The sequence below is a fragment of the Mycobacterium sp. 360MFTsu5.1 genome (assembly GCF_000383495.1).
GTDB classification, from domain to species: Bacteria; Actinomycetota; Actinomycetes; order Mycobacteriales; family Mycobacteriaceae; genus Mycobacterium; species Mycobacterium mucogenicum_B.
This window is the reverse complement of the sequence record NZ_KB911467.1, coordinates 175491-199389: the sequence shown is the minus strand read 5'-3', so window position 1 is coordinate 199389 and position 23899 is coordinate 175491. Positions and strand designations below refer to the sequence as shown.

At 68.1% G+C, this 23899-nt stretch carries 25 protein-coding genes and 1 pseudogene; 23 read left to right on the top strand and 3 right to left on the bottom strand.

All coding sequences use genetic code 11. The features are described from left to right. Window positions 1–56: 56 nt before the first annotated feature. On the top strand, window positions 57–1295 hold the full coding sequence (locus H289_RS0115845; protein ID WP_020101787.1) for an HNH endonuclease: 1239 nt from the start codon (window positions 57–59) through the stop codon (window positions 1293–1295). Window positions 1296–1414: 119 nt separating this feature from the next. Here H289_RS0115845 and H289_RS0115840 read toward each other — a convergent pair whose 3' ends face one another. Beyond that, on the bottom strand, window positions 1415–1912 hold the full coding sequence (locus H289_RS0115840; protein ID WP_020101786.1) for a DUF1990 domain-containing protein: 498 nt from the start codon (window positions 1910–1912) through the stop codon (window positions 1415–1417). Window positions 1913–1945: 33 nt separating this feature from the next. Between H289_RS0115840 and H289_RS0115835 the strand changes: the two genes are divergently transcribed. From H289_RS0115835 to pdxT, 10 genes are all read left to right on the top strand, one after another. Continuing rightward, complete coding sequence (locus H289_RS0115835; RefSeq protein WP_020101785.1) at window positions 1946–2557, top strand: PaaI family thioesterase; 612 nt, start codon at window positions 1946–1948, stop codon at window positions 2555–2557. 78 nt (window positions 2558–2635) lie between these two features. Next, entirely contained in the window at window positions 2636–4696 is a 2061-nt protein-coding gene (gene thrS / locus H289_RS0115830; RefSeq protein WP_020101784.1) for a threonine--tRNA ligase, read from the top strand. Beyond that, on the top strand, window positions 4693–5295 hold the full coding sequence (locus H289_RS0115825) for an ATP adenylyltransferase (RefSeq protein WP_020101783.1): 603 nt from the start codon (window positions 4693–4695) through the stop codon (window positions 5293–5295). The genes thrS and H289_RS0115825 overlap by 4 nt, the downstream gene beginning before the upstream one ends. Continuing rightward, the gene (gene pgsA / locus H289_RS0115820) at window positions 5292–5951 is read left to right on the top strand and encodes a phosphatidylinositol phosphate synthase (protein ID WP_020101782.1); all 660 of its coding nucleotides are present in this window, start codon (window positions 5292–5294) and stop codon (window positions 5949–5951) included. Before H289_RS0115825 ends, pgsA begins: the two co-directional genes overlap by 4 nt. Beyond that, window positions 5948–6901, top strand: coding sequence for a phosphatidylinositol mannoside acyltransferase (locus H289_RS0115815; protein WP_020101781.1), 954 nt, complete (start codon window positions 5948–5950; stop codon window positions 6899–6901). Before pgsA ends, H289_RS0115815 begins: the two co-directional genes overlap by 4 nt. After that, window positions 6901–8031, top strand: a complete 1131-nt coding sequence (locus tag H289_RS0115810; protein ID WP_020101780.1) for a glycosyltransferase family 4 protein — start codon at window positions 6901–6903, stop codon at window positions 8029–8031. Before H289_RS0115815 ends, H289_RS0115810 begins: the two co-directional genes overlap by 1 nt. Continuing rightward, window positions 8031–9065, top strand: a complete 1035-nt coding sequence (locus H289_RS0115805; protein ID WP_020101779.1) for an NUDIX hydrolase — start codon at window positions 8031–8033, stop codon at window positions 9063–9065. The genes H289_RS0115810 and H289_RS0115805 overlap by 1 nt, the downstream gene beginning before the upstream one ends. A 69-nt stretch (window positions 9066–9134) precedes the next feature. After that, on the top strand, window positions 9135–10040 hold the full coding sequence (pdxS, locus tag H289_RS0115800) for a pyridoxal 5'-phosphate synthase lyase subunit PdxS (RefSeq protein ID WP_020101778.1): 906 nt from the start codon (window positions 9135–9137) through the stop codon (window positions 10038–10040). A 9-nt stretch (window positions 10041–10049) separates the two neighbouring features. Beyond that, on the top strand, window positions 10050–10895 hold the full coding sequence (gene tesB / locus H289_RS0115795; RefSeq protein WP_020101777.1) for an acyl-CoA thioesterase II: 846 nt from the start codon (window positions 10050–10052) through the stop codon (window positions 10893–10895). Beyond that, entirely contained in the window at window positions 10892–11473 is a 582-nt protein-coding gene (gene pdxT, locus H289_RS32460; RefSeq protein WP_155944146.1) for a pyridoxal 5'-phosphate synthase glutaminase subunit PdxT, read from the top strand. The genes tesB and pdxT overlap by 4 nt, the downstream gene beginning before the upstream one ends. A 42-nt stretch (window positions 11474–11515) precedes the next feature. On the opposite strand, the pseudogene H289_RS34090 reads toward pdxT, so the two are convergent. After that, window positions 11516–12313 (bottom strand): annotated as a pseudogene (locus H289_RS34090) (esterase/lipase family protein); the annotation flags it as partial. 504 nt (window positions 12314–12817) lie between these two features. Here H289_RS34090 and H289_RS0115785 point away from each other — a divergent pair. The 11 genes from H289_RS0115785 to H289_RS0115735 all read left to right on the top strand — a co-directional run bounded on the left by H289_RS0115785 (window position 12818) and on the right by H289_RS0115735 (window position 22201). Further along, complete coding sequence (locus H289_RS0115785) at window positions 12818–14731, top strand: ArnT family glycosyltransferase (protein WP_020101775.1); 1914 nt, start codon at window positions 12818–12820, stop codon at window positions 14729–14731. A gap of 133 nt (window positions 14732–14864) precedes the next feature. Then, window positions 14865–16586, top strand: a complete 1722-nt coding sequence (locus tag H289_RS0115780; protein WP_155944145.1) for a hypothetical protein — start codon at window positions 14865–14867, stop codon at window positions 16584–16586. A 111-nt stretch (window positions 16587–16697) separates the two neighbouring features. Then, on the top strand, window positions 16698–17453 hold the full coding sequence (locus H289_RS0115775) for a YebC/PmpR family DNA-binding transcriptional regulator (RefSeq protein ID WP_020101773.1): 756 nt from the start codon (window positions 16698–16700) through the stop codon (window positions 17451–17453). Between the two features lie 26 nt (window positions 17454–17479). Then, window positions 17480–17899 (top strand): MarR family winged helix-turn-helix transcriptional regulator, encoded by a 420-nt coding sequence (locus H289_RS0115770; RefSeq protein ID WP_020101772.1) that lies wholly within the window; start codon window positions 17480–17482, stop codon window positions 17897–17899. Between the two features lie 21 nt (window positions 17900–17920). Continuing rightward, entirely contained in the window at window positions 17921–18367 is a 447-nt protein-coding gene (locus H289_RS0115765; protein WP_020101771.1) for a hypothetical protein, read from the top strand. A gap of 68 nt (window positions 18368–18435) precedes the next feature. After that, window positions 18436–18753: a hypothetical protein gene (locus H289_RS0115760; protein ID WP_029105303.1), complete on the top strand. Its 318-nt coding sequence runs from the start codon at window positions 18436–18438 to the stop codon at window positions 18751–18753. 77 nt (window positions 18754–18830) lie between these two features. Next, window positions 18831–19388, top strand: coding sequence for a crossover junction endodeoxyribonuclease RuvC (gene ruvC / locus H289_RS0115755; protein ID WP_029105302.1), 558 nt, complete (start codon window positions 18831–18833; stop codon window positions 19386–19388). Beyond that, window positions 19385–19972 carry a Holliday junction branch migration protein RuvA gene (gene ruvA, locus H289_RS0115750; protein WP_020101768.1) on the top strand — a complete coding sequence of 196 codons (588 nt, stop codon included), beginning with the start codon at window positions 19385–19387 and terminating at the stop codon, window positions 19970–19972. The genes ruvC and ruvA overlap by 4 nt, the downstream gene beginning before the upstream one ends. Further along, window positions 19969–21027, top strand: a complete 1059-nt coding sequence (ruvB, locus tag H289_RS0115745) for a Holliday junction branch migration DNA helicase RuvB (protein ID WP_020101767.1) — start codon at window positions 19969–19971, stop codon at window positions 21025–21027. The genes ruvA and ruvB overlap by 4 nt, the downstream gene beginning before the upstream one ends. Window positions 21028–21032: 5 nt before the next feature. Then, a complete protein-coding gene (locus H289_RS0115740; RefSeq protein ID WP_020101766.1) occupies window positions 21033–21419 on the top strand; it encodes a DUF1304 domain-containing protein in 387 nt (128 codons plus the stop codon). A gap of 32 nt (window positions 21420–21451) precedes the next feature. Then, window positions 21452–22201 (top strand): lytic transglycosylase domain-containing protein, encoded by a 750-nt coding sequence (locus H289_RS0115735; RefSeq protein ID WP_020101765.1) that lies wholly within the window; start codon window positions 21452–21454, stop codon window positions 22199–22201. A 3-nt stretch (window positions 22202–22204) separates the two neighbouring features. Here H289_RS0115735 and H289_RS30625 read toward each other — a convergent pair whose 3' ends face one another. Next, window positions 22205–23215 carry a GGDEF domain-containing protein gene (locus H289_RS30625; protein WP_020101764.1) on the bottom strand — a complete coding sequence of 337 codons (1011 nt, stop codon included), beginning with the start codon at window positions 23213–23215 and terminating at the stop codon, window positions 22205–22207. 328 nt (window positions 23216–23543) lie between these two features. Between H289_RS30625 and yajC the strand changes: the two genes are divergently transcribed. Beyond that, a complete protein-coding gene (yajC, locus tag H289_RS0115725) occupies window positions 23544–23867 on the top strand; it encodes a preprotein translocase subunit YajC (protein WP_020101763.1) in 324 nt (107 codons plus the stop codon). Window positions 23868–23899 lie beyond the last annotated feature (32 nt).

The following is a 23899-nucleotide window of genomic DNA, read 5'->3' as shown; positions in this document are numbered from 1 at the left end:
CTGATGTGGACAGAAAAGTTCCTTGCCTATCGAACGTATGTTCGATACAATTGGGCATGGGAATCGCACCGGATTTCAACCCGCTTCTCGACCGCCTTCGTGGCGTGCAGGTCCCCGACGACATGTCCGGGGACGGGGCGGTGGAGGCGATCACGTGTGTGATGCGGATACGTCATGTGGCCGATCATCTGGCAGCGATGCTGACTGGGGTGCTCGACCGCTGCGGGGTGGCGGCCGCGCAGGGCCGGACGCTGCGGGAGCTGTTGATGACGTTGGGGTGCGCGCCGTCGGTCGCGGAGCGGCTGGTCCGTGTCGGTGCCGCGCTGCCGGCGCTGCCCACGCTCGCGGCCCACGCTGGTGATGGTGCGATCTCCGGTGAGCATGTCGATGCGATCGTGAAGGGCATCAACCACATCCGCGCCCGCGCACCCGGACCAGTCAGCGAGGAAGCCCGGTTTGCGCAGCTGACTGATCTGTTGGGGCAGTTTTTCTCCGGGGCCACCCCTGCTGACATCGGGAACCGCGCCCGAAAACTGGGCAACCGCGTCGCCGCGGCGGAAGGCGGGTTGCCGGCGGCGGAAGACCGGTCGGTCAATACTGCCGATCACCGCGTCACTTCTGATGGGCGGGTGCAGCTGCGCGCGGACCTGGATGCCGAAGTCGGCGCCAAGTACATCGCGGCGATGGAGGAGTTGTCGGCGCCGCGACCCGAACCCGACGGCAGCCCCGATGTGCGCTCGGCTTCCCGGCGCCGCGCGGATGCGCTGGAGGCGGTGTTGGATATCGCCGCCCGTGGTGGGGAGGTCGCGTCGGCACCCCGCACCCAGTTGTTGGTGACGGTGCCCGCAGACACCCCGGACTTGGCCACGTTGGAGTTCATCGGGTCGATCAGCACCATCACCCTGGACCGGCTCACGTGCGACACCACTGTCACCGCGGTGATCGTCGACGGCGAACAGGTACCCCTGGACATGGGCCGGGAGAAGCGGTTGTTCCCTGCGCATCTACGCAAGGCCCTCTACTTGCGGGATCAGTGCTGCATCAAATGCGGCGCCCCACCCGGACGCACCCACGCGCACCACATCGTGCACTGGACTCACGGCGGCGACACCAGCCTGGCCAACGGGTGCCTGCTGTGCCCGGCCTGCCACGCCAACGTCCACCACGACGGCTGGGACGTCGTCATGGGACTGGACAAACACCCCTGGCTCATCCCACCCGCCACCGTCGACCCCCACCGAAAACCCATCCCCGCCCACAACCGCCGCACCATGCGACTCGACCACGCCGCTTAACGCGACCCAGAACTTGTTGCGCACCTTGATAACTCAATAGTGACAAGGGCATCGCGGGGCCTGCTGTTTCAGCAGCGGCATGAAAGCAGCAGGCCCGCACCCGGAGGACCGCCCGGCGCTCAGACCGCGCGCAAGTAGCGCCGTGCGATCATCCGCTGCGCGACCCGCGAGACCGGCGCCCCGAGTCGGCTCCACCAGAGCGCCGGCCGCGAGAACGCGGTCGCCTCGGCGAAGACCGCGCCGCTGGCCGGGTCGTAGCGAACGCTGAACCGCTCCTCGCCGGACTCCGGGTGACCTGGCAGCGTCCCGTACGCGAACCCGCGCCGGTCGGGTTCGTCGACGACGTACACCACGCGGCACGGCACCTGCACGGGTCCGAGACGGCCGAGCATGTCGGTGCCCGCCGCGGCGGTGACGGTGGTCGCCTCCACCCGCATGCCGACACCTCGTTGCATTTCCCACCGCAGGACCGCGGCGGCCGCCTCGTCGAATCGTGCTCGACCCGAACCGATCTGGGCCTCCGCGTGCACGTGGTGGTAGCCGGCCGGCAGTTCGCCTGCGGTCGCCCCGACGTCGGGGTAGGTGAATGCCAGCCCGGCCAGGTCGCTCAGTCGCATAGGGCCACCTTGCCACCGTGATAAGAGAAACAGGTGGATAAGCATGCCGGTGGAGGATTCAACCCGCCCAAACCGACCACCCAGGGCGGCCCCGACTACGGCAGGTTCGTCGAATCCGTCCGCATGGCCGGCGACCACGCCCGCGGTGCCGACGCGCCCGACGATGTCATCACCCAGGCCGCGAACCTCATCGAACAGGCCAACGCCCTGCTGGCGCCGTACCGCGCCGACGAGTGGCACTCACCGTCGGGCCGCCGCCTCGACCTGCCCAACCGCGGCAACGTCCTGAACGTGCCGTCGGACCTCAAGGTCACCGATGACGGCCGGATCGCCGGTCCCGTCCGCTTCCGGCGCTTTCATCTGGGCCGCAACGGCGCCGCGCACGGCGGGTCAATCGGGCTGCTGTTCGACTCGGTGCTGGGGCATGCCGCCTACCGGCTGACCGACAGTCCGTTCCAGCGCACCGCCTACCTGCACATCAACTATCGGCAGATCGTCCCGGTCGAAAAAGACCTGCGCGCCACGGCGACGCTGGAGCGCGTCGAGGGCCGCAAGATCTTCATCACCGGCGCGCTGCTGGACGGCGACACGGTGCTTGCCGACGCCGAGGCCCTCTTCGTCAAGCTCAAGCCGGGTCAGCCTTGAGGCGGCGCTGGCCCGCGAAGCGATGACCGGTGCCGATAGCATGGTCGCGATCGTCACCTAACCAGTAGGAGTGTCTCGATGACCGCCGTCGCCAGCCCCGCACCAGCAGCCCCGATCCGGGTCGCTGCCGGGACTACCGCCGGCGCCGCGGTCCGTGAGGCCGGGCTGCCGCAGCGTGGCGAGGTCGACGCCATCGTCGTGGTCAAGGACGCCGACGGCCGGCTGCGCGACCTGTCGTGGACCCCTGAGGTCGACGTCGAGGTCATCCCGGTCGCCGCGAACACCGAGGACGGCCGCAGCGTCATCCGCCACTCGTGCGCCCACGTGCTGGCCCAGGCCGTGCAGGACCTGTTCCCCGAGGCCAAGCTCGGCATCGGCCCGCCGATCACCGACGGCTTCTACTACGACTTCGACGTCGCCGAGCCGTTCACGCCGGATGATCTGGCCAAGCTCGAGAAGCGCATGCAGAAGATCATCAAGGATGGTCAGCTGTTCGACCGTCGCGTGTACGAGTCCAAGGAACAGGCCCGCGAAGAGCTGGCCAAGGAGCCGTACAAGCTCGAACTGGTCGACGACAAGTCCGGCGACGCCGACATCATGGAGGTCGGCGGCGACGAGCTGACGGCCTACGACAACCTCAATCCCCGCACCCGCGAACGGGTTTGGGGCGACCTGTGCCGTGGCCCGCACATCCCGACCACCAAGCACATCCCGGCGTTCAAGCTCACCCGCAGCAGCGCCGCGTACTGGCGCGGCGACCAGAAGAACGCCAGCCTGCAGCGTGTCTACGGCACCGCCTGGGAGTCGCAGGAAGCCCTTGACAAGCACCTCGAGCTGATCGAGGAGGCGCTGCGCCGCGACCACCGCAAGCTGGGCGTTGAGCTGGACCTGTTCAGCTTCCCCGACGAGCTGGGCTCGGGCCTGCCGGTGTTCCACCCGAAGGGCGGCATCGTGCGCCGCGAGCTGGAGGACTACTCGCGCCGCAAGCACCAGGAAGCCGGCTACGAGTTCGTCAACACCCCGCACATCACCAAAGAGCAGCTGTACATCACCTCGGGGCACCTGGAGTGGTACGCCGACGGCATGTACCCGCCGATGCACATCGACGCGGAGTTCAACGAGGACGGCACGCTGCGCAAGCCGGGGCAGAACTACTACCTCAAGCCCATGAACTGCCCCATGCACCACCTGATCTTCCGGTCGCGGGGGCGGTCGTACCGCGAGCTGCCGCTGCGGCTGTTCGAGTTCGGCAGCGTGTACCGGTACGAGAAGTCGGGCGTCGTCCACGGTCTGACCCGCGTGCGCGGCATGACGCAGGACGATGCGCACATCTACGTCACCCGTGAACAGATGCGCGACGAGCTGACCACGCTGCTGCAGTTCGTGCTTGATCTCCTGAGCGACTACGGCCTCGACGACTACTACCTGGAGCTGTCCACCAAGGACCCCGACAAGTACGTCGGCTCGGACGAGCTGTGGGAAGAGGCCACCGAGACCCTGCGCGAGGTCGCCGAGGCCTCCGGTCTGGACCTGGTGCCCGACCCGGGCGGCGCGGCGTTCTACGGTCCGAAGATCTCCGTCCAGGTCAAGGACGCGCTGGGCCGCAGCTGGCAGATGTCGACCATCCAGCTGGACTTCAACATGCCCGACCGGTTCGAGCTGGAGTACACCGCGGCCGACGGCAGCCGGCAGCGGCCGGTGCTGATCCACCGCGCCCTGTTCGGGTCCATCGAGCGGTTCTTCGGCGTGCTCACCGAGCACTACGCCGGCGCGTTCCCGGCCTGGCTGGCCCCGGTGCAGGTCGTCGGCATCCCCGTCGCCGACGCGCACCTGGACTACCTGTACGACGTTGCGGCGCAACTGAAGTCGCGCGGCATTCGGGTCGAGGTCGACGGCAGCGACGACCGGATGGCGAAGAAGATCGTCAACCACACCAATCAGAAGGTGCCGTTCATGCTGCTGGCGGGGGACAGGGACGCAGCCAGCGAGTCCATTTCTTTCCGGTTCGGTGACCGCACCCAGGTCAACGGTGTCCCGGTGGCCGAGGCCGTCGACCTCATCGCCGGTTGGATCGCGCGCCGCGAAAACGCTTTCCCGACCGCAGATTTGGTGAACGAGGCGCGGGGCGCACAGGCGTGACCGAGGATCGGAGCATCGTGGACCCCGGCGTCGGAGACGCCATCGTGGACCGGGGTGTCGGTGACGTCGACTACCTGCAGCGGCTGTGGACGCCGCACCGGATGAGCTACATCGTCGACGCTCCGATGAAGGGCGGCGAGGGCACGTCCGCGGGCTCGAAGCAGCCTTTCATCGACATTCCCACGATGTCCGACGAGGAAGGCCTCATCGTCGCGCGCGGCGAGCAGGTCTACGCGGTGCTCAACCTGTACCCGTACAACCCGGGGCACCTCATGGTCGTGCCCTACCGCAAGGTGTCGGAGCTCGAGGACCTCACCGAGGCCGAGAGCAGCGAGCTGATGGCGTTCACCCAGAAGGCAATTCGCGTGATGAAGGCCATCTCGAACCCGCACGCCTTCAACGTCGGGCTCAACCTGGGCACGTCGGCGGGCGGCTCGCTGGCCGATCATTTGCACATGCACGTGGTGCCGCGCTGGGGCGGCGACGCCAACTTCATCACCGTCATCGGTGGCACCAAGGTGATCCCGCAGCTGCTGCGTGACACCCGCAAGCTGCTGGCTGACGAGTGGGCGGCGCAGGACCAGAAAGCGAAGCCGTGAGCGACTTCTACCTCCTGACTCGCGCGGCCTACACCAAGCTGAGCCGCCCGCTGGCCCGGGGAGCGCTGCGCATCGGGCTGACGCCCGACAGTGTCACCGTCCTCGGTACCACCGCGTCGGTCGTCGGCGCGCTGACGCTGTTCTCGACGGGGCACCTCTGGTACGGCGCCCTGGTGGTCTGGTTCTTCGTGCTGGCCGACATGCTCGACGGCGCCATGGCCCGCGAACGCGGCTACGGCACGCGGCTCGGGGCGGTGCTCGACGCGACCTGCGACCGCATCGGTGACGGCGCGGTGTTCTGCGGCCTGCTGTGGTGGATCGCGTTCGAGATGCACGACAAGCCGCTGGTTATCGCCACGCTGATCTGCCTGGTCACCTCGCAGGTCATCTCGTACATCAAGGCCCGCGCCGAGGCCAGCGGACTGAACGCCGACGGCGGCTTCATCGAACGCCCGGAGCGGCTGATCATCGTCCTGGTCGGCGCCGGTTTCTCGGACCTGCCGATCCATCCGCTGCCGCTGGCGCTGCCCATCGCGATGTGGCTGCTGGCGGTCGCCAGCATCATCACGCTGGGCCAGCGTGTCGCCTCGGTGCGCCGTTCGCCGGGCGCCGACGAGCCGCTGCCGTCGAGTTCGCCGTCGAAGGAGCAGCAATGAGCGTCCCCACCGGCGGTGTGCCGTCCTTCGGGGGTTTCGACGTCCCGATGGGCGAGCAGCTCAAGGACGTCGGCTACGCCGCGGGGTGGGGGCTGATCCGGACCATGCCGGAGTTCGCCGCCCGCAACATGTTCGACGCGGGCGCGCTGTATGCGGCGCGCGGCGGCGGTCCCGAGCAGCTGCGTAAGAACCTGGCCCGGGTGCTGGGGGTCCGGCCGGCCAAGGTGCCCGGCCGCATCATCCGCGCCTCGCTGGCGTCGTACGCCCGGTATTGGCGGGAGGCCTTCCGGCTGCCGTCGATGAACCAGCGCACCCTCGGCGAGCGGCTTCGACACTGCCTGGTCGGCACCGAACACATCGCACGCGGGCTCGAAAACGGCAAGGGCGTCATCCTGGCGGTGCCGCACAGCGGCAACTGGGACATGGCCGGCGTCTCGGTGGTGCACCAGTACGGCAAGTTCACCACCGTCGCCGAGCGGCTCAAGCCCGAGTCGCTGTACAACCGCTTCGTCGAGTACCGCGAATCGCTGGGGTTCGAGATCCTGCCGCTGACCGGAGGAGTCCGCCCGCCGTTCGACGTCCTGACCGAGCGGCTGCAGGAGGGCCGCATCGTCTGCCTCATGGCGGACCGGGACCTGTCGCGAAATGGCGTGCAGGTCAACCTTTTCGGCGAGCCGACTCGTATGCCGGCCGGTGCGGCCAAGCTGGCCGTCACCACCGGTGCGACGCTGCTGACCGTGCACTGCTGGAACAAACCCAACGACTGGCAGTTCGACGTCTCCGCGCCGCTCGACACGTCCAGCGGCGACGTCGCGGCCATCACCCAGGACCTTGCCACCCGCTTCGAGGCGGGCATCGCCGCGCACCCCACCGACTGGCACATGCTGCAGCCGCAGTGGCTGGCCGACTTGTCCGAGGAACGTCGGGCCCGGTTGGCCGGGAACGGCTGATGCGCATCGGCATGGTGTGCCCGTACTCGTTCGACGTACCGGGCGGCGTTCAGGCACACGTGCTGCAACTGGCCGAGGTGATGCGCGGCTACGGCCATGAGGTCAGTGTGCTGGCGCCGTCGTCGGCCGAGACGCACGCCGACCTGCCCGACTACGTCGTCTCCGGCGGCAAGGCCGTGCCCATCCCGTACAACGGGTCCGTGGCGCGGTTGCGATTCGGTCCGGCCACCCGGCGGATGGTCAAGCGCTGGATCGTCGAGGGCGACTTCGACGTGCTGCACCTGCATGAGCCCAACGCGCCGAGCCTGTCGCTCCTGGCGCTGATGGTGGCCAACGGCCCGATCGTCGCGACGTTTCACACGTCGACAACGAAGTCGTTGACGCTCAACGTCTTTCAGGGGATTCTGCGGCCCTGGAACGAGAAGATCATGGGCCGCATCGCGGTGTCCGATCTGGCCCGGCGCTGGCAGATGGAGGCCCTGGGCTCGGACGCTGTCGAGATTCCCAACGGTGTCGACGTGTCGGCGTTCGACAATGCGCCACTGCTGCCCGGCTATCCGCGGCCCGGCCGCACGGTGCTGTTCCTCGGCCGGTTCGACGAGCCGCGCAAGGGCATGCACGTCCTCGTCGGGGCGCTGCCCAAACTGGTGGCGGCCTGCCCCGACGTCGAGGTGCTGATCGTCGGCCGCGGCGACGAGGAGGCGCTCAAGGAGACCGTCGGCGAGAATGCCGGGCACCTGCGCTTCCTCGGCCTGGTCGATGACGCCGAGAAGGCCTCGGCCATGCGCAGCGCCGACGTCTACTGCGCCCCGAACACCGGCGGTGAGAGCTTCGGCATCGTGCTGGTCGAGGCGATGGCCGCGGGCACGCCCGTGGTGGCCAGCGACCTGGACGCCTTCCGGCGCGTGCTCAACCAAGGCGAGGCGGGCCGGCTGGTGCCCGTCGACGACGCCGAGGCCCTCGGTGAAGCGCTGGTCGAGATGCTGTCGAACGACGACGCCCGCCGCCGGTACGCCGAGGCGGCCACGCAGGCGGTGCGCCGCTACGACTGGTCGGTGGTCGCGCAGCAGATCATGCTGGTCTACGAGACCGTGGCCGGGTCGGGGACGAAGGTCCGGGTGGAGGCCTGATGAGCTGGCTGCTGATCGTCGCGCTGGTCTGGCTGGCGCTGACGGTGCTGATCACCGTGGTGTGGGCCTACCAGACCGCGCACCGGCTGGACCGGCTGCACGTGCGCTACGACCTGTCGTGGCAGGCCCTGGACGGGGCGCTGGCCCGGCGCGCGGTGGTCGCGCGGGCCGTCGCCGCCGACGCGTACGGGTCCCGGCCGGCGGGCCGCCGCCTGGCCGCACTGGCGGACGATGCCGAACGGGCACCCCGCGCGGCCCGCGAGGCCGCCGAGAACGAACTGTCCGCGGCCCTGGCGCAGGTCGACCCGGCGTCCATCCCGGTGACGCTGGTCGCCGAACTCGCCGATGCCGAGGCCCGGGTACTGCTGGCCCGCCGCTTCCACAACGACGCCGTCCGCGACACCCTCGCGCTGCGTGAGCGCACCCTGGTGCGCTGGTTGCATCTGGGCGGAACCGCAGCCATGCCAACGTATTTCGAGATCGTCGAGCGGGCATCGCGGCACGAGCCCGGCGCGGTGGGACGACGGACGTCGGCCCGCGTCGTCCTGCTGGACCAGGACGGGCAGGTGCTGCTGTTCTGTGGCAGCGACCCGGCCGCCGACCCGCTGATGGCCCCGCGGTGGTGGTTCACCGTCGGGGGAGCGGTCGAACCGGACGAGTCGCTGCCCGACGCGGCCGCCCGGGAGATGGCCGAGGAGACCGGGCTGAAGGTCGATCCGGCCGAGTTGATCGGCCCGGTGTGGCGTCGTGAGGCGGTGTTCGAGTTCAACGGGTCTGTGATCCGCAGCGAGGAGTTCTTCTTCGTGTACCGCACCTCACGGTTCGAGCCGGTGACCACCGGCCACACCACCGTGGAGCGGCAGTCGATTCACGCACACCGCTGGTGCGACGCCGCCGTCATCGCCCGGCTGGCTGCCGATGGTGAGACTGTCTATCCATTGCAGCTCGGTGAATACCTTTCCCTCGCAGGCGAATTGGCCGATGGGAAGGTTCCGGCGGCCACGGCGGGCACGGCGCCGCAGACCATCCGCTGACCTGCGCGGATAACCGATTTGGTACGGCCACTAGACTTGGCGGGTACCAAATTCTTGAGGGAGATTGCAGTGGATACCGCAGCGGATAACAGCGGTCAGACGGGCACCGCCCGGGTCAAGCGCGGCATGGCCGAGATGCTTAAGGGCGGCGTCATCATGGACGTCGTAACACCCGAGCAGGCGCGCATCGCCGAAGGCTCAGGCGCCGTCGCCGTCATGGCGCTCGAGCGCGTTCCCGCCGATATCCGCGCGCAGGGCGGCGTCTCGCGGATGAGCGACCCGGACATGATCGAGGGCATCATCGACGCCGTCACCATCCCGGTGATGGCCAAGGCCCGCATCGGCCACTTCGTCGAGGCGCAGATTCTGCAGAGCCTCGGTGTGGACTACATCGACGAGTCCGAGGTGCTGACCCCGGCCGACTACACCCACCACATCGACAAGTGGAAGTTCACCGTGCCGTTCGTCTGCGGCGCCACGAACCTGGGCGAGGCCCTGCGTCGTATCAACGAGGGCGCGGCGATGATCCGCTCCAAGGGTGAGGCCGGCACCGGTGACGTGTCCAACGCCACCACCCACATGCGCAAGATCGGCGGCGAGATCCGTCGGCTGACGTCGCTGTCGGAGGACGAACTGTACGTCGCCGCAAAGGAATTGCAGGCGCCGTACGAGCTGGTGGTCGAGGTCGCGCGGGCCGGCAAGCTGCCCGTGACGCTGTTCACCGCCGGCGGCATCGCCACCCCGGCCGACGCCGCGATGATGATGCAGCTGGGCGCCGAGGGTGTGTTCGTCGGTTCGGGCATCTTCAAGTCCGGCGACCCGGCGGCCCGCGCCGCGGCCATCGTCAAGGCCACGACGTTCTACGACGACCCCGACACGCTGGCCAAGGTGTCGCGCGGTCTGGGCGAGGCCATGGTCGGCATCAACGTGGAGGATGTGCCGGAGCCTCATCGGCTCGCCGAGCGGGGCTGGTAAAACCAACAGGTGGCAATCGAGCAGATACTCGACCTCGAACAACTCGAGGTCAACATCTACCGCGGCAGTGTCTTCAGCCCGGAATCGGGTTTCCTGCAGCGCACTTTCGGTGGCCACGTAGCCGGTCAGTCGTTGGTGTCCGCGGTGCGCACCGTGGAACCGAAGTACCAGGTGCACTCGCTGCACGGGTACTTCCTGCGTCCCGGTGACGCCCGCGCACCGACGGTGTACATGGTGGAGCGCATTCGCGACGGTGGGTCGTTCTGCACCCGCCGCGTGAGTGCCATCCAGCACGGCGAGACCATCTTCTCGATGTCGGCGTCGTTCCAGACCGACCAGACCGGTATCGAGCACCAGGACGCCATGCCGGTGCCGCCGCCGCCCGACCTTTCGAAGGGGTTCCGGTCCGCCGGGGCGTTCGACGACGCCGGGTTCGCCCAGTTCGCCGAATGGGACGTGCGCATCGTGCCGCGCGACCAGGTGGCCCGGGTGCCCGGCAAGGCGTCGCAGCAGCAGGTCTGGTTCCGGCACCGCGACCCGCTGCCCGACGACCACGTCCTGCACATCTGCGCCCTGGCCTACATGAGCGACCTGACGCTGCTGGGTTCGGCGCAGGTGAATCACCTTGAGGTACGCAAACATATGAACATCGCCTCGCTGGACCACGCCATGTGGTTCATGCGGCCCTTCCGGGCTGACGAATGGCTGCTGTACGACCAGTCGTCACCGTCGGCGACCGGCGGCCGGGCCCTGACGCAGGGCAAGATTTTCAACCAGTACGGCGAGATGGTGGCCGCTGTGATGCAGGAGGGACTGACCCGCTACAACCGCGGCTTCGTCCCACCGGCGGAGTGAGCCCGCACGTCGGTGTCCTGGCCCTGCAGGGGGACACCCGAGAGCATCTGGCCGCCTTGCGCGAGGCGGGCGCCGAGGTGTCCACGGTCCGGCGCCTCGCGGAGCTGAATGCCGTTGACGCCCTGGTGATCCCGGGTGGGGAGTCCACCGCGATGAGTCACCTGCTGCGCGAGCTGGAGCTGCTGGAGCCGCTACGCGAGCGCCTAGCCACGGGGATGCCGTGCTACGGATCGTGCGCCGGCATGATCCTGCTCGCCACCGAGATCAATGACGCGGGCGTGCCGGGCCGCGAGGCCCTGCCGCTACGCGGGATCGATATGACGGTGCGGCGCAACGCCTTCGGTCGTCAGGTCGACTCGTTCGAAGACGACCTCGACTTCGTCGGCCTCGACGATCCCGTCCACGCGGTGTTCATCCGGGCGCCCTGGGTCGAGCGCGTCGGACCCGACGTCGAGGTCCTCGCCCGCGCGGCCGGACATCCCGTCGCCGTCCGTCAGGGCCGCATGCTCGCGACGTCGTTCCACCCCGAGGTCACCGGCGACCGGCGCATCCACAAACTCTTCGTCGACTCGCTCTGATCGCGCCAGCCACACGCGCAGGCGCTCGTAAATCCGTTCGTCGTTGAGCAGCGTGAAGTGGTGCGCCTCGGGCAGGTGCAGGCGATTCTCGCGGTCAAACCCCATGTCGCGCTTGCGGCTTCGGCCTTGCGCGCTGCGCACCTGCACGAGTCCGTCGCCCAGTACCCAGCCGATCGGGTTGGCCGGCGTGCGGGCCAGGGTTGCGGTGACGCAGTAGTACGACACCCCGTCGAGCAGCGGCACGTCGATCGGCGGTTCCGCGCGCAAGGCGTCAGGTTCGCGATCGCGCCAGTCGCGTTCGTCGAGTGAACCGAAGCGCAGATCGCGAATCCCGGTGCTGCGCCGGCGCAGCAGGCTGCCGAACGGGCGCGTCTCGGGCAGTGCGCTGAGCGCCGCCGACCCGTAGTGCACGACCTTCTCCAGCGGTGCGCCGGTGTGCGGCGTGCCCAGAGTCACGACGGTGCGCACCCGATTCACCCACGACGCGCCGGGCATCGCGCAGGCCGACCGGATGACCAAGCCGCCCATCGAATGGCCGACCAGCGAGATCGACGTCACCGGCTCCGGCCAGGCGGCCACCAGCTGGTCCAGCAGTTCGGAGAGCAGCACGCCGTTGTCGGAGATGTGCAGGCCGGTGTTGTAGCGAATCTCGACTCCGGTGATGCCGATGTCGGCCCCGAGGCGCTGGCCGTAGGTCGGCCTCTTGCCGAGCGCCCAGAAGGCCTCGGTCTCGACCAGGCCGTGGACGAACACCACGATGTCGCCCGTGGCAGCGGGGTAGGCGGCGCGCACGCTGTCGGTGTCGAGGTCGACCGGCCGGCCGCCGACGCGCACCGACATCGTCGTCGCCAGCACGGAACCCTGCTCGTGGAGCTTGTCGCCGATCAACCCCTGCAGCACCGCGAGGACGCGCGCGCCGCCGGCCTGATCGGACAGCTTGCCGGCGGCCTGGTCGTGCACCGCCTTGCCGGCGATGGGCGCCGCCGTCGTGGCCACGTGACTGATGGTGGAGTAGACGCCGTCGGTGATGGCGTCGTAGACGACCTTCACGGGCTTGGCGGCCGGGCCGACACCGAGGCCCACCAGCCGGAACACCCGCTCGGAGATGGCGCGCTGCACCTTGTGGATGCCGTCGACGGCGGTGCCCAGCTCGTTGAGGCCGAGCTCGGTGAGGGCCGCGGCTTCGCTGGCGAGGGGGTCGTGCATAGGCTGAGTGTACGACTGTTCACTGGATTGCCTCCTGTGAATCCGCTGACTGTGAGCAGTTTCATCGCATGTCGGTGTCATAGCGACGGCTCGTCCGCTTCACAGCTCGGCCATAGCTGGGACTGCCTTAATGGTCGGGTGACTACGACATCCGCCGCCGTCCTGGACGCCCCGACGGCCGAGCCGGAGATCACGGCACCCACCAAGACCCGCGAGCGCGCGGCGCTGGCCCTGCTGCTGATCGTGACGGCCGTCGGCTACCTGTGGAACATCACCATCAACGGCATGGGCAACCAGTTCTACGCCGCCGCCGTGTGGGCCGGGTCCAGGAACTGGGAGGCGCTGCTGTTCGGGTCCATCGACCCGAACAACGTCATCACCGTCGACAAGCCGCCGCTGTCGCAGTGGGTGATGGCGCTGTCGGGTCAGATTTTCGGTTTCAGCAGCGCGAGCATGTTGATCCCCGAGGCGTTGATGGCCGTCGGCTCGGTGTGGCTCCTCTACGCCGCGGTGCGACGGATCAGTGGTCCACAAGCCGGCCTGCTGGCCGGTGCGGTCCTGGCGCTGACTCCGGTGTCCGCCATGATGTTCCGCTTCAACAACCCCGACGCGGCCATGGTGCTGCTGATGACGCTGGCGGCGTACTTCACCGTCCGCGCGTTGCAGGACAAGGGCGCCAAGTGGATGGCCCTGGCCGGTGTCGCATTGGGTTTCGCGTTCCTGGCCAAGATGCTCGAGGGCCTGATGGTCATGCCGGCTCTCGGTCTGACGTACCTCATCGCGGCGCCCACCGCCCTACGCAGCCGGCTGTGGCACCTGCTGGGTGCACTCGGCGCCATGCTGGTCTCCGCCGGCTGGTTCGTGGTGCTGACGATCCTCTGGCCGGCGTCGTCCCGGCCCTACATGGCCGGCTCGACCGACAACAGCTTCATGAATCTGGTGTTGGGCTACAACGGCTTTGGCCGGGTGCTCGGCAAGAACCACATGGGTAAGAGCGACCCCGACAAACCGTCGACGGTGCACACCCTCACCGGGGAACACGCCGGACACGCAGCCGGCGAGACGATCAAGACCGCCGGGCACCATGGCTTCGGCATGGGTGATCAGACGCAGGGTCTGCCCAGGCTGTTCACCGGTGAATTCGGCTTCGAGATCGGCTGGCTGGTGCCGGCCGCGCTGCTGGCCACCGTGCTCGTGCTGATCTCGCGCGGGCGCGCGCCCCGCACCGACCGGGTCCGCGCCGGCGCCCTCCTGTTCGGCGGCTGGCTCGTCAGCGTCGGCCTGGTGCTGAGCTTCATGAAGACCAACGTGCATCCGTACTACTGCCTCGCGCTGGCGCCGGCGATGGCCGCGATGTTCGCCATCTTCGTCATCGAGTTCTGGCGCCGCCGGGACTCCCTGTTCCACCGGATCGGCTTGGCCACAGTGCTTTTGGCAAGCGGGGTGTGGGGGTTCGTGATCCTCGGCCGCAACGCCGACTGGCTGCCCGCACTGCGCTGGGTGATCCTGGCCGCCGCCATTGTCGGCACGGTCGTATTTCTGTGGCCTGGGCGTCAGCGAGTGGCATCAGCCGCGGTGGCGTTGGCGATGTTCGGCGCGGTCGGCGGATCAGTGGCCTACTCGCTCGCGACCTTCGGCCAGCCGCACCTCGGCGGCGGGCCGTCCGTCGGCCCCGCGGACAAGGACGACAAACACGGCGGCTTCGGCCAGCGCGACGAGAACCCCCAACTGAACGCGCTGCTCAAGGCCACGAGCACCAAGTGGTCCGCCGCGATCGACCGGTCGTCGCCGGCCGCCGGTCTGGAGCTCGACACCCGGACCCCCGTCATTGCGATCGGTGGCTTCGGTGGCAGCGACCCGGCGCCGACGCTGCAGCAGTTCCAGTCCTACGTCGCGGCCCACGAGGTGGCGTACTACATCGTCTCCGACAACAAGGGCCACTGGGGCGCCGACGCGCACAGCGACATCGCCGACTGGGTGGGCGCCAACTTCGCGCCGATGAAGGTCGGGTCCGACACCGTCTACAACCTGCTGCAGCCGGTCCGGAAGTAGCATCTGAGCTAACAAGCCGTCGGCATCGGCCGCCGCGCTACCCCGGCACCGGCATGTCGTCCGTTCGACCGATATCAGCCACCTCGCGGCTGTGCTGTAATCCAGCGACTTCCTATCGGTCGAAGGGGTGGCCATGCCGAATTCGGATGCCGGACACAACGAGTCGAGCAGCTCCGCCGACCCGTACGCAGAATTCCGCCGCCCGGCCGGACAGCACTACGGCCCGCCTGCTCCGCATCCACCGCTGTCCGCGGGTTCCGCGCAATGGGGTGCTGCGCCCCCGCCACCGCAAACTGATCACGGGTCCGGCTTCTATCAACCGCAGGCGTCCGGCACGGGACTGGTGCTGAAACCATGGCACTTCCTGTGGATCGCGGCCGGGGTGTTTCTGCTCGTGGCGTTGTTCGTCTCGTCGGGCGTGGGCTGGGTGCTGCTGGCGGCGGCCTGCGGGCTCGGCGGGGCGTACCTGCGGCAGCGGCAGGCAGCTGCGGCGGCGCCGGTCCGACAAGCGCAGGCACCGTACCCCGCCCCGATGATTCCGTTGCGTGCCATGACGATTCCCGAGATTTTCACGGGCACCGCGAAGATCATGGTGCGGTATTGGCCTGCGCTGTTGGGCATACCGGTCGCGATCCTGGTCGGCTTCGCGCTGTTCGTCTACGCGTCGGCTGCGACGATCAGCACCGTTGTGGTCAAAGCGACCACGACCGTCGGTGCGGGTGGCCTGGCCAACCTGGACAGCCTGATAACCGGGATGTTGGTCCTGTGGGTCGTCTATTTCGCGGTGATCGCGGCGATCGCGTTGCCGGCGGACGCACTACTGATTTCGTTGACGGTCATCGCGACCGACCGGGCTGTCCGCGGCCTGCCGATCCAGTCGCGAGACGTCCTCCGGCAAGCGCGGCAGCGCATGTTCGCGGTATGCCGCCTCACGCTGGCGTTCTACGTGATCCTGTTTCTGCCGCAGTTCGTGTTCTATCTGATCCTGACCAGCAGCCCGAAGGTGATGCTCGCCATGGCTGGACCCGCCGGCCTGGTGCTGGCGTTCCTGGTGATGTTCCCGCTGTACTTCGGGCTGGGCTTGCTGCTCAGTCTCGCGCCCATCGCCGTCGTGGTCGAAGGACGTGGCATCGGTGCCGCGTTGCAGCGGTCGGTGCAACTGCTCAAGCCCGCGTTCGGGCGGATCCTCGGCATCCACGTGCTGTGGAGCATCTGCATGGTGCTGGTCCTGTGGGGCTACTTCGCTCTGCTGGGAGAGCAGATTCTCACGAACCTGTTCGATAGTCCGGTGCTGGCCGCTGCCGACCTGCTGGTGTTCGCGGCCGTGGTCGGGGTGATGATCGGGTTCTTCCGTGTCCTGCAGGCGCTGATCTACACCGACGTCCGGATCCGGCAGGAGGGCTACGACCGCGAACTGATCGCCGACTGGAATCGGGCCGCGGCCGGTGGTGTGGCGGCGCCGCCCGCGATGACGACCGGCAGGGCGCTGATTGCGGCGGCCGCCGGCGTCGCGGTCATCGCGGGCTTGACCATCGCGGTGTCGGCGTTCAGTGGACCGTCGGACGATGACGTCATCAATGCGTTGAAGGCCGATAAACCGACCGGGTTGTTCAAGAACGGCAAGGCGGTTTTCCATGTGGACGATCTCGAAGAAGCTGAGCACGGTTGGTACGTCGCAAAGATCAAGCTCGACGACGTGGAACTCGAGCCGGGCACCGTCGTGCTGAGACAGGACACGATCTCCGGGGGCAGGCTGCGGGTGGTCGAGGGACCCGGCACGGACTTGCATTTCGTGTGTCCCAATTTTCCGCAGTCGGTGCAGAAGCTCGTGCACAGCTGTTCGTACGGGCATTGAGCGACCCGCCGGCCGCGCAACCAGCACGCCCGTCCCGAGTCTGCGCAGACCATGCAACGCGCCCACGTAAACTGGTCAGCTGACGTTTGATCAGAAAGAGGGCGTACACGCATGAGCGGCCATTCCAAGTGGGCGACAACCAAGCACAAGAAGGCCGTCATCGACGCCAAGCGCGGCAAGATGTTCGCCAAGCTGATCAAGAACATCGAGGTCGCGGCCCGTGTCGGCGGCGGCGACCCGGGCGGTAACCCGACCCTCTACGACGCCATCCAGAAGGCGAAGAAGAGCTCGGTCCCCAACGACAACATCGAGCGGGCCCGCAAGCGCGGCGGCGGTGAAGAAGCCGGCGGCGCCGACTGGCAGACCATCATGTACGAGGGCTACGGCCCCAACGGTGTCGCGGTGCTCATCGAGTGTCTGACCGACAACCGCAACCGCGCCGCCGGCGAGGTCCGCGTCGCGATGACCCGCAACGGCGGCAACATGGCCGACCCGGGTTCGGTCGCCTACCTGTTCTCGCGCAAGGGCATCATCACCCTGGAGAAGAACGGCCAGACCGAGGACGACGTGCTGATGGCCGTCCTGGATGCCGGTGCCGAAGAGGTCAACGACCTCGGTGACTCGTTCGAGGTCATCTGCGAGCCGACCGACCTGGTCGCGGTGCGCACCGCCCTGCAGGACGCCGGTATCGACTACGACTCGGCCGAGTCCGGCTTCCAGTCGTCGGTGTCCGTCGAGGTCGACCTCGAGGGCGCCCGCAAGGTGTTCAAGCTCGTCGACGCCCTCGAGGACAGCGACGACGTGCAGAACGTCTACACCAACGTCGAGATCCCGGACGACGTCGCCGCGCAGCTCGACGAGGAATAGCCGCTTCCGGCGGTAGCGTGCCGAGCATGCCCGAGCCGCCTCCGTTCAGCCCGACTGTCACGCTGCTGACGGTCAGTCGGGTGTGGGACGCAGCCTTCGCCGACGCTCTGAAGCCTCTCGGGCTGACGACGCGCAAGTACGGGCTGCTCGGACACATCCGGGGGAGCGCCGGAATTTCGTTCAGTGAACTCGCCCGGCGTTCGCGTATCACCGTGCAGAGTGCGCACGCGGCGGTTGCCTCGTTCGTCGATGCGGGACTCGTCGACGACAGCACGGCGCATGCCGGTGCTGCTTCCACGTTGCGGGTCACGGCCGCGGGGGAGTCGTTACTGAACCGCGCGGCTGACGTCGTGGCCCGTCTGGACGCCGAATTCGCGGCGCAAAATCCCGAACTGACCGAGGCATTACGCGAGTACGTGAGACGGGTCGCGTCCGTTACGCCATAACCTTCAGTTAGACTGAAGGTTATGCAAGCGTTGTTGCTGTCCGTCCACGTCGTCGCGGGCATCCTCTTCGTCGGGCCGATCGCCGTGGCCACCAGCCTGTTTCCCCGCTATGCGCCGGTCGGTGGCCCGTCGGCGAACATGGAGCGCAACGAGGGCGTAGCGCGTGCGCTGCACCGCATCACCCGCGTCTACGGGGTGCTCGCGCTCGCGGTGCCCGTCGTCGGCCTCGCGCTCGCTGGTGTCCAGGGGCGCTCGACCGAGATCTGGGTCATCGTGGCGATGGTGCTGACGGCCATCGCCGGCGGATTGCTGGCGGTTCAGATCGTGCCGCGACAGCGGGAGGCGCTCGCCGCACCCGACGATGGGCGGCAGTTGCGCACCCTCGGCATGGTGACCGGCGTGTTCAACCTGCTGTGGGTGATCGTCGTCGTGCTGATGGTCGTGCACCCCGGGTCCAAGTACGTGTGAGCATCCCGCGGGCGTGTCACATCGGTGTCGCGCAGCGGAAAACCGCTGATGTACTGCAAGATGTCCCGATGGTGGCGGTGAGGGACCCCGACGGGACCGAGTGGCGCGTGCGCCGGCGCTGGTGGCCGTACTCGGACACGCTCGACGGGGAAGATTTCTTCCTGCTGGACTGGTTCGCCGTCGCGCTGGTGCTGCCGTTCCTGCTGGCGTGGCCGTTCTGGCTGCTGGCCAAGCTGTTCGGGGTGCGCTGGAAGATCGTCGTGGAACGCGACGGCGCCGAGGCGCACCGTGAACTGGTCCGCTGGTGGGGTGCGTCCGAAGCGCGCATCGCCGAGCTGGCCCAGGAGATTCAGCAGGGCGCGCGGTCCGGGTACTTCCAGATCTGAGCGTGTCCCTGGCGCAACCTGTCGACACCGCCCGCTAAGCTATCGAACAGCTGTTCGGGACCTAGTGAGGAGTGGGCGTGCGGGTGATGGGCGTCGACCCTGGTCTGACGCGCTGTGGTCTCTCGATGATCGAGGGGGGCACGGGGCGCAAAGTCACCGCGCTCGATGTCGACGTGGTGCGCACCCCGTCCGACGTCGAACTGCAGCGGCGGCTGCTGACGATCAGCGACACCGTCGAGCACTGGATGGACACGCACCGTCCCGACGTCATCGCCATCGAGCGGGTGTTCGCCAACCAGAACGCCAACACCGCCATGGGTACCGCGCAGGCCGGCGGCGTCATCGCGCTGGCGGCCGCGCGCCGCGGGATCGACGTGCACTTCCACACGCCCAGTGAGGTGAAGGCCGCGGTCACCGGCAACGGTCGCGCGGACAAGGCTCAGGTCACCACCATGGTCACCAAAATTCTTGGGCTGCAACAGAAACCGACTCCGGCTGACGCGGCCGACGCGCTGGCGCTGGCCATCTGCCACTGCTGGCGGGCGCCCATGATCGCCCGGATGGCCGCGGCCGAGGCCAAGGCCGCGGAGTTCAAGAAGCAGTACGCAGCGAAGGTGAAGGCGGCACGCGCATGATCGCATCGGTCCGTGGCGAGGTCATCGACATCGCGCTCGATCACGCGGTGATCGAGGCCGCCGGTGTCGGTTACAAGATCATGGCCACCCCCGCGACGCTGTCCACGCTGCGCCGCGGCACCGAGTCGCGGCTGATCACCGCCATGATCGTGCGTGAGGATTCCCAGACGCTGTACGGCTTCGCCGACTCCGACGCCCGCGACCTGTTCAACACGCTGCTCGGCGTCTCCGGCGTCGGCCCCAAGATCGCGCTGGCGACCCTTGCGGTCTACGACGCCCCGACCCTGCGGCAGGCCCTGGCCGACGGCGACGTCACCGCACTCACCCGGGTGCCGGGCATCGGCAAGCGCGGCGCCGAACGCATGGTGCTGGAACTGCGCGACAAGATCGGCGCGACGGCGGGTGCCGGCGTCGGCGTCGCCGGCGGTCACTCCATCCGTGGGCCCGTCGTGGAAGCCCTTATCGGACTTGGCTTTCCGGCCAAGCAGGCCGAAGAAGCCACCGACAAGGTGCTGGCCAACGATCCCGAGGCCAATACCGCCACCGCGCTGCGGTCGGCCCTGTCGATGCTGGGTAAGAAGTGAGCCGGTTCGAAGACGAGGGTGCCGAGCCCGACGAGCGGGACGTCTCGCCGGCGCTGACCGTCGGTGAGGGCGACGTCGATGCCAGCCTGCGGCCCAAATCGCTGCGTGAGTTCATCGGCCAGCCCCGCGTGCGCGAGCAGTTGCAGCTCGTGCTCGAAGGCGCCAAGAACCGCGGCGGGACACCCGACCACATCCTGCTGTCCGGCCCGCCCGGTCTCGGCAAGACCTCGCTGGCCATGATCATCGCCGCCGAGCTGGGCTCGTCGCTGCGTGTCACCTCCGGGCCCGCGCTCGAGCGCGCCGGCGACCTGGCCGCCATGCTCAGCAACCTGGTCGAGGGCGACGTCCTGTTCATCGACGAAATCCACCGCATCGCCCGGCCCGCCGAGGAGATGCTGTACCTCGCGATGGAGGACTTCCGGGTCGACGTGGTGGTCGGCAAGGGACCCGGCGCGACGTCGATTCCGCTGGAGGTCGCGCCGTTCACCCTGGTCGGGGCGACCACCCGGTCGGGAGCGCTGACCGGCCCGCTGCGCGACCGGTTCGGGTTCACGGCGCATATGGACTTCTACGAGCCGCCCGAGCTGGAGCGGGTGCTCGCGCGCTCGGCCGGCATTCTCGGCATCGAACTCGGCGCCGAAGCCGGCGCCGAGGTGGCCCGGCGGTCCCGTGGCACGCCGCGTATCGCGAACCGGCTGCTGCGCCGGGTTCGCGACTACGCCGAGGTCCGCGCCGACGGCGTCATCACCCGCGACGTGGCCAAGGCCGCACTAGCGGTCTATGACGTCGACGAACTCGGACTGGATCGGCTCGACCGGGCCGTATTGACCGCGCTGACAAAGAGTTTCGGGGGCGGCCCGGTCGGGGTCTCGACGCTGGCGGTCGCGGTCGGGGAGGAGGCCACCACCGTCGAGGAGGTGTGCGAGCCGTTCCTGGTGCGGGCCGGGATGATCGCCCGGACGCCGCGGGGGCGCGTGGCGACCCCGCAGGCGTGGACGCATCTGGGCCTGCAACCGCCGATAAACGGACTCGGACAGGCCGGGCTGTTTGAATAGGACCCATGCTGATTGCAGGGTTGATCGTTGCCGGCCTCGCCGCGTTGCTGCACGTGTACATCTTCGTGATGGAGTCGCTCACCTGGACTTCGCCGCGGACCAGGGCCACCTTCGGGCTCACCGAGCAGCAGGCGGTGGACACCAAGGAGCTGGCGTTCAACCAGGGGTTCTACAACCTGTTCCTGGCCATCGTCACCGCCGTCGGTATCGGGGCAATCGCCGTGGGGCGCTGTGGCATCGGTCTGGCACTGATCTTTGCCGGGGTTGGTTCGATGCTGGCCGCGGCGCTGGTGCTGTTGCTGTCGTCGCCGGATAAGGCGCGCGCCGCGATCACCCAGGGCCTGTTCCCGGCGATCGCGGTCATTCTGCTGGCGATCGTGGCAGTGAGGTGAGGTCTCGGTGCGCGGCCGCTGTAGCGGCCGTCGTGCTGGCGTTCACCGGTGGCGGAACCTCCGCCGCGGACCCGGCGCCCGACCCGGTGCAACTCGCCGACGCGCTCGTCGCCGACGAGCAGGCCGTGCGCGATCCGGCGACGTCGGAGCCGGCCTTGATCGACGCCGCGCACCGGCAGCAGGTGGCCTATCGCGAGATCGCCAGGCATCCGGAGTGGGATGCGGTCATCGCGCCGCGCATCCCGCCGGCGCTGGCCGCGGCCTACGGCCACAACGTCGACGCCGGCCGTCAGTTGTTCGGGATGACACCGCCGCGCGACAACCTCCCGCCGTGGACCATCCAGCCTCCGGCGCCTGCCGACGAACTGCTCGGCTACTACCGCGAGGCACAGGCGGCATCGGGCGTCGACTGGACGTATCTGGCGGCGATCAACCTCATCGAGTCGCGGTTCGGCCGGATCAACGGTGACAGCACGGCCGGAGCGCAGGGCCCGATGCAGTTCCTGCCGTCGACGTTTGCCGCGTACGGCTCAGGTGACATCCGCTCGCCGCGGGATTCGATTCTCGCGGCCGGCCGCTACCTGGCGGCCAATGGTTTCGCCACCGACCATGACGGGGCCGTGCACCACTACAACCATTCCGGCGCGTATGTCCGTGCCGTCAACGACTATGCCGCGGTGCTGGCTGCCGATCCCGCCGCGTTCGCGGGCTACTACCAATGGCAGGTCTATTTCCGGACTACGTCGGGTGATGTACTGCTGCCTGTCGGCTATCCGGCCTAGCCCTCAGTGATGTGACACCAGGTGCGTGCTCACCTGGTCGCCGCCGGCACGTTTGGCGACATACATGGCGTGATCGGCCGACGCCAGGAGCTGATCCATGACGGGCCGGCTGCCGGCCGGCGCGTGGGCGATCCCGAAACTCGCCGTCATGTACGACGGTTTCGTGGCGATGCTCCGGCGTAGCCGTTCGGAGAATCGAAGTGCAGTGGCCTGATTGCCACGGATGGCGATGACGAACTCCTCGCCGCCGATCCGGGCTGCCACCGCACCTTTGGGCAGGGCATTCATGATGACCCCGGCGACGTTCATCAGAACCCGGTCGCCGGCGGCGTGCCCGAGGGTGTCGTTGATGCGTTTGAAGTCGTCCAGGTCCAGGAGGATGACGCTGATCTCGGATTCGGCCTGGGTGCCGGTGAGCAGCGGTCGGATCGCCTGATCGAACCCGCGGCGATTCGGCAATTGCGTCAGCGGATCGAGGTGGGCCACGGCGGAGTCGTCGCCCAGCAGCATCACCAGCACATGAATGGCGAGTGGAAGTAGCAGCGTGTTGGCGACGAGCCCGACGAACACCGCGACAGCCAGTTGCGGATCGCCCTGTGCCGCCAATCGGATCCCGCAGACCGTCGCGGTGACGACGGCGGTCAGTGCCACCGACGCCAGATACTTCGGCGTGTGGAATGACGCCACATATGCGGCCAGCAGCGCGAGTACAAAGCCGCCCAGGGCCGCCGCCTTGGGATCGCGCTGCACCAGACACACGCCGGCGATACAGAACTGAAGCAGGATCACGATCACGGTGGATTGGCGGCGCCGCGGCCAGCGAGTCAGCCAGACGATCGAGCACCCGATGGAGACGACGCCGGCGACGACCGGCACCGCGACCCAGAACACCGTCGCCGGACCGGACGGACTCCAGATTGTTGCGAGGCCGACTGCGCCGCCGCTGAACACGATCAGGCCGACGACGATGCGGGTATAGGGCTGGAGTCCGCGGTTCTCGATGTATGCGGACAACCATTCATAGTGGTCGGGCCGGTGCCACCAATGCCGAATTCGCTGCCAGGCCAACGTCCCGAACCTCCCTCACCCCCGAGAAAAGCTAGCGCATCGTTAACTGGGTTGCACGGCATAGTGGCTTAGCCGCATGAAATTCCCATCTTACTTTCGCGAAAATAATTGCTAGTGCCTTATCCCGCTCGGTGGGCCGTGGAATCGCCCGCGGTATGGGTGGTCGGCGTTGACGCCCTAGATGGCACACTGGTCACTACCGCGGCACGGCGTACGGCTGGTCCGGCTCGCTTGCCTGTTCACAGACTCAACAGAACGAAAGATTTTCGCTGTCATGGATTTGGTCGTCTTCCTGCCGCTGCTCCTGGTCATGGGTGCCTTCATGTTCTTCGCGTCGCGGCGGCAGCGGAAGCAGATGCAGGCCACGATCGACCTGCACAACTCGCTGCAGGTCGGCGACCGCGTGCACACCACGTCGGGTCTGCAGGGCACCATCGCCCGGATCGACGACGACAACGTGGATCTCGAGATCGCTCCCGGCGTCGTCACCACCTGGATGAAGCTCGCCGTGCGCGACCGCATCGAGCCCGAGACCGAGGCCGCTGACGACCTGACCTCGGCTGCCGCCGAAGAGGGCACGCCGAAGACCGAAGGCTGACATTCCCGCTCCAACACGTACCCTTTGCGGGG

Bases quoted from the DNA above. Each gene is read 5' to 3' on its own strand.
- thrS (WP_020101784.1), top strand. From the start codon at position 2,636: ATGACCGCCGTCGCCAGCCCCGCACCAGCAGCCCCGATCCGGGTCGCT.
- H289_RS0115845 (WP_020101787.1), top strand. From the start codon at position 57: ATGGGAATCGCACCGGATTTCAACCCGCTTCTCGACCGCCTTCGTGGC.
- H289_RS0115780 (WP_155944145.1), top strand. From the start codon at position 14,865: ATGCCGAATTCGGATGCCGGACACAACGAGTCGAGCAGCTCCGCCGAC.
- ruvA (WP_020101768.1), top strand. From the start codon at position 19,385: ATGATCGCATCGGTCCGTGGCGAGGTCATCGACATCGCGCTCGATCAC.
- H289_RS0115775 (WP_020101773.1), top strand. From the start codon at position 16,698: ATGAGCGGCCATTCCAAGTGGGCGACAACCAAGCACAAGAAGGCCGTC.
- H289_RS0115740 (WP_020101766.1), top strand. From the start codon at position 21,033: ATGCTGATTGCAGGGTTGATCGTTGCCGGCCTCGCCGCGTTGCTGCAC.
- H289_RS0115840 (WP_020101786.1), bottom strand. From the start codon at position 1,912: ATGCGACTGAGCGACCTGGCCGGGCTGGCATTCACCTACCCCGACGTC.
- H289_RS0115770 (WP_020101772.1), top strand. From the start codon at position 17,480: ATGCCCGAGCCGCCTCCGTTCAGCCCGACTGTCACGCTGCTGACGGTC.
- H289_RS0115810 (WP_020101780.1), top strand. From the start codon at position 6,901: ATGCGCATCGGCATGGTGTGCCCGTACTCGTTCGACGTACCGGGCGGC.
- yajC (WP_020101763.1), top strand. From the start codon at position 23,544: ATGGATTTGGTCGTCTTCCTGCCGCTGCTCCTGGTCATGGGTGCCTTC.
- H289_RS0115815 (WP_020101781.1), top strand. From the start codon at position 5,948: ATGAGCGTCCCCACCGGCGGTGTGCCGTCCTTCGGGGGTTTCGACGTC.
- H289_RS0115760 (WP_029105303.1), top strand. From the start codon at position 18,436: ATGGTGGCGGTGAGGGACCCCGACGGGACCGAGTGGCGCGTGCGCCGG.
- H289_RS0115805 (WP_020101779.1), top strand. From the start codon at position 8,031: ATGAGCTGGCTGCTGATCGTCGCGCTGGTCTGGCTGGCGCTGACGGTG.
- H289_RS0115765 (WP_020101771.1), top strand. From the start codon at position 17,921: ATGCAAGCGTTGTTGCTGTCCGTCCACGTCGTCGCGGGCATCCTCTTC.